General features: G+C 65.4%; 1 protein-coding gene and 2 pseudogenes. 1 reads left to right on the top strand and 2 read right to left on the bottom strand.

Going from position 1 to position 2,944, the window contains the following annotated elements; genetic code table 11:
* Positions 1-861: TniB family NTP-binding protein (locus CWO89_RS42575; protein WP_130584177.1), on the bottom strand; the 861-nt coding region annotated here is incomplete at its 3' end.
* A 1-nt stretch (position 862) separates the two neighbouring features.
* Positions 863-2,503: pseudogene (locus CWO89_RS42570) on the bottom strand (TnsB C-terminal domain-containing protein).
* Between the two features lie 238 nt (positions 2,504-2,741).
* Between CWO89_RS42570 and CWO89_RS42565 the strand changes: the two are divergent.
* Positions 2,742-2,944, top strand: a pseudogene (locus CWO89_RS42565) (RHE_PE00001 family protein); the annotation flags it as partial.

Raw genomic sequence — 2,944 nt, 5'->3', positions numbered from 1 at the left:
CAGCCGCGCGCCGCGGCGTCGCGACACCGGGACGTAATCCAGCTCGTCGATTAAGGCTTGGGTGATCCGCTCCGCGCCGGACCTCGCCGCCGCGACCGCCGCCGTCGTGATGATCGCCACGATCTCGCCGATCATCCCTTCCGAAAGCCGGAAGATCTCTCGCGCGAGTTTCTCTTCCGACAGATCGGAACGGCGCGGGAGCGGCAGGGCGCTTTCCAGACTGTCGAGGAGCGCGAGGAACTCCTCGTCATAGCGCCATCGCGGCGCGGCGAGCAGTTGGAACCGGCTCGCCATTTCGTCGGTCGCGTTGATGAAATCGTACACCGCGACCTCGCCGATCAGAACCGACGATATGTCGAACTGACGGCCGATCCGTCGCAGGAACGCCAACACCGCCTCCACGTCGCGCGATCGGCCGCGCAGCGCGTTGTGGAATTCGTCGAAAATCAGGACTTTAGGTTTCAGGCCGTCCAGCAGATGATCGACCTGCTCGGCCTTGCGGCCGACGTCCCGGCTGTTTCCCGTCGGCGCGCGCAGTGCGCGCAGGATGCTTCCGTAGAAGTGTGCGAGTCCGGCGCCCTCGCGCGTCTGGAGCACCCACACCCGCTGCGACTCGCAGGCTTTCAGATGCGCGACGGCGAAGCGCTCGGCGATCATCGTCTTGCCGTTGGCGTAGGGCCCGACCAGCATCAGACCGCGAGTGCGCAACGACGGAGGCCGGCACAGCAATTCTTTCAGCCGCTCGAGCGCCTGCCTTGCACCGTGGTGTCCGATCCAACGCGGCGCCCGGATATAGGCGATGCGGTCCTCCAGGCTACAGTCGAGATACGGGCGAACATGATCGAGCAGATGGTCGACCATCTCACCAATCCTCGACCGGCAACCCGCGCTTTTCGCGGACCGAACATTCGGCTGGACTGGCAGGCGCCGACGGGCGCATGGCCTCATAGGGTTTGCCAGCCTCGGCCGCGAGAGTCCGGCGCACGGCATCGCGCAGTTCGACCTTCGACGGCTTCGATCCGCCGACGATCTCGGCGATCCGACGTTGAAACTTCACCTTCTCCGTGTCCGATCGCGCGTTCACGGCGCGTCGACGAGCGCGGTCGCCTTCGTGCTCCCAAAGCGTCGTCGGAGCGAGCCGCCCATCGCGTCGCCCGACGGACCGAAACTCCCTCGTTTCCGGATCCCGGACATAGACGTGGCTGATGTCGCGGGGGTCGTATCGCACCTCGAGCCGGCCGAGACGGTCGCGCCGCGGGACCAGGCCGCCCAGCCACGGCGAATAGTAGTCCAGCGCGAACAGGCTGACGCCTTGCGGCGAAAGCCGCCGCTCCGCTCCGGGCAGGAACGCCAGCACGACCCGCGCCGGGTCGTCCTCGAAACGCGGAAGATCCTGGCTGTGTTGCGCCCATTCCACCGCCGGCGCCTTCAACGTCTTCGCATTCTGCTGCAGATTGTGATCGATCACGGCGAGCGCCACGCACCGCTCGAGGTCGGCGAAACTCAGCCGAGCGCGCCGCTCCGCGGGATAGCCATCGCGGTCCGCCACGGATCGACCCGTCGACCCCGGGTGCATCGCGAGTACGGCATTGAGCTTCCCGAGCAGCCGTTCGACCACCCCGCCCTCATGGACGCGGCCGCGATCGGGGTAGCGAATGCGGATGCCATAGTCCTCGCAGCCGCGCTGGAAAGCGCGCCCTTTGAACTCTTTCGCGGAGTCGGTGACGAGCTGCCGCGGTCGTCCGAACATCGGCCAGCGATCCTCGATGCCGCGCGCGGCCAACCAATCCTCCTTCGGGCACATCGCCTGCGCGTGGCATAGAGCGACGGACAGCGCCGACGGCTTTTCGAGGGTCAGGCAGAACCCGAGTATGCTGCGCGTCGCCACATCCGCGACGAGGGTCAGGTACGCCCTGCCGACGAAGACGCCTTCGCCCTCCACGACCTCCACGAACTGGATGTCTGTGGGCGTGTGATCGATCTGACAAACCTCCAGCGGCTTCGACGCGCGGATATATCCGGGGTCTCGATTTGAGCCGCAGCAGATGCTTCGGGTTCGCCGACCGCTTCTTGGCGATTTCTTCAGGGCTGAACAGCGACGGAATGCGGCGGTCGACAGCGCCGTAGGAGGGCGCAGCCAGCCCGGCCTCCTCGCAACGGGCGCGGATTTCGGCCACGACAGGCGCAAGCGGCGGCGCCTCCAGCGTCAACCATTGCGCTTGCAAGGTCGCCGCGACAATTTCCTCGACTTCATCGCGAGCCGCTTTTTCCTCGCGCCGTTCGTGCGCGGCAGCAGCGACGACACCCGTCGGTCGACGCGATAGCGCGCCAGCAAATTATAGACTTGCCGCGTCGAGAGGCGCAGCTCGGCGGCCGCCCGATCGACCGCCGTTCGATGCGGGTCTGCCTCATCGAGGATCCTGTCGAGTTCGCGCGCAACGCGGCGCGCCGCCAGCCACGCCTCCTCCGATGGCGGCGCAGACGCAGACGCGGTTGTTCGGATTTGGGGTCGGTGCGGCAATTCGAGCGGTCACTGAAATCGCTAGCGGAAAATTCAGCTCGCTTTAGACCCTAAACCTAAACAACATATGACGTTTTCGCCGTTGAAATTGGGAAGTGAAAGCGACAGTTTACGGCATATTGCCGTGTGCGAGCGACTAAGGAACCAACCTACTGGTCGGAAGCCTCGAATTTCTTGAACAGCCCAAGACGCCGGATTTGCGATTGAGGGAGCATCGACATTGCCTTCCAGCTACCAGATTCCCGATCCGCTGCCTTGGGCCGCCATCGGCGGCCCGCTCGCCGCCGCCGAGGATTCTTTGGCCCGCCTCGACGAGCGCCTCGCCAAAAGCCCGATCCGCGACGGCTGGATCGCACGCACCCACTTCACCGATGCCGCGGCCTGCCTATGGCTCGAAGGCGAGCTCGTCCACTTGGAAGATCT

The organism is Bradyrhizobium sp. Leo170, from assembly GCF_004296405.1.
Taxonomy (GTDB): domain Bacteria; phylum Pseudomonadota; class Alphaproteobacteria; order Rhizobiales; family Xanthobacteraceae; genus Bradyrhizobium.
This window is presented reverse-complemented; position numbering and strand designations above follow the sequence as displayed.